At 64.1% G+C, this 1,481-nt stretch carries 1 protein-coding gene; it reads right to left on the bottom strand.

Going from position 1 to position 1,481, the window contains the following annotated elements; genetic code table 11:
• Positions 1-75: 75 nt before the first annotated feature.
• Positions 76-1,467 (bottom strand): ISNCY family transposase, encoded by a 1,392-nt coding sequence (locus P0D70_RS36515; protein ID WP_408188098.1) that lies wholly within the window; start codon positions 1,465-1,467, stop codon positions 76-78.
• Positions 1,468-1,481: the final 14 nt, after the last annotated feature.

Raw genomic sequence — 1,481 nt, 5'->3', positions numbered from 1 at the left:
ACAATGTCGAGGCCTGTTCCAGATGTCCGGGTTCTGGCCAAGTTCAGATGTCCGCTTCTGAGTGGTTAAATATCTCTATCTGGAAGGGGTTTTAAGCACCGAGCCTGCCCGTTCGCCGGCGGTTCCCAGCACGATCTCGTTCAGGTCGCCCACGGTGAGTTCGCGTTGCTTGCGCGTCCCGGTGGGACGGACCCTGGGTCGAACTTCGTCACCCCGATTGGTGCGCGATGGCGAGCCTGCCGCGCGCCGGTTATCGCGCTCGGCCTGCACCTGCTGGGCAACCCTGAGCGCGTGCCCCAGACGCTTGTTCTCGATGACCGCCCCCTGATCAATCTCCGAGAGCCGGTCATAGCGGGAGCAGGGCAGAGTGCTGCCGTCCGCACGGATATCGATGCGGCCGTCCGGATATTCATAGACGTCGATGTAGTGATGGATCCGGCCACGGTTCGCGGCCGTGTCTTCGAGCAGATAGATCACCCGGTCATACTGGACGGTCAGCGTGTTCGACACGCAGCGTGTTGCCCGGTGCGTCAGGATCAGGTCGAGATCCTCGTCGTCGCGCAGTGACCGGTGTGCATTAAAAGCGCTCTTCGGTGGCTTGCCAAAGCGCGTGTTGTAGTCGGCCACGAAGTGGGGCGCATAGTCGTTCGCGGCTTCATGTGTGTCGATCCCACGCAGCCGCAGTTCCTTCACGAGCCGGTCCTGCAAGGTCAGATTCGCCCGTTCAACCCGCCCCTCGGCCTGGCTGCTGTTCGCACACCATGACTCGATATTAAGCTCGTACAGGGCCCGCCCAGACTGCGTAAATCCCTTGCCGGCCGTCGTCGACGTCTGCGCCGAGCGGAACACGGTGGCCTTGTCGCTGTAGAACGCCACCGGTTTGCCATGCTGCCTGAGATACCCGCGTGTCGCCTCGAAGTAACTGAAGGTCGACTCGGTGGCCGTGAAGTGCAGCGCCATCAGCCGGCTGGTCGCGTCGTCGACGTACACCAGCAGCGTGCACGCCGGCGCCCGTTCCTCGAACCACCGGTGATCGCTGCCGTCGATCTGCACCAGCTCGCCCACGCAGGCCCGACGACTGCGCAACTGATGGATCTTCGGCGGCCGCTGACGCCTCGGAATCCACAGGCCGGCATCGGTCATGAGTCGCCTGACGGTTTCCTTGGCCAGCCGCAGCCCATGGCATTCACGCAGCTTCTCGCACGCCAGCGTCGGGCCAAAATCGGCATAGCGCTCGCGAATGATCGCCAGCGCGCGAGCCGCGGTGCCGGCATCGAGCCGGTTGTTGCTCGGCTTCGCGCATCGGCCGGACACCAGACCCGCCGGGCCATCTCCACGCAGGCGCGCGACCAGCCGTCGTATCTGTCGCGTCGTCAGGCCGAGCCGCTGCGCAGCGCGCCACGGTTTGAGCAGATCGTCCGCCACGGCCTGAATGACCTTGAACCTGTCCAGCTCACGCATCGTCATGGTGATCCTGTCCG

Source organism: Paraburkholderia sp. RL17-381-BIF-C, assembly GCF_046026435.1.
Taxonomy (GTDB): domain Bacteria; phylum Pseudomonadota; class Gammaproteobacteria; order Burkholderiales; family Burkholderiaceae; genus Paraburkholderia.
Note: the sequence above shows the minus strand (reverse complement) of the source record. Positions and strands in the feature narration are given on the sequence as shown.

Bases quoted from the DNA above. Each gene is read 5' to 3' on its own strand.
- P0D70_RS36515 (WP_408188098.1), bottom strand. From the start codon at position 1,467: ATGACGATGCGTGAGCTGGACAGGTTCAAGGTCATTCAGGCCGTGGCG.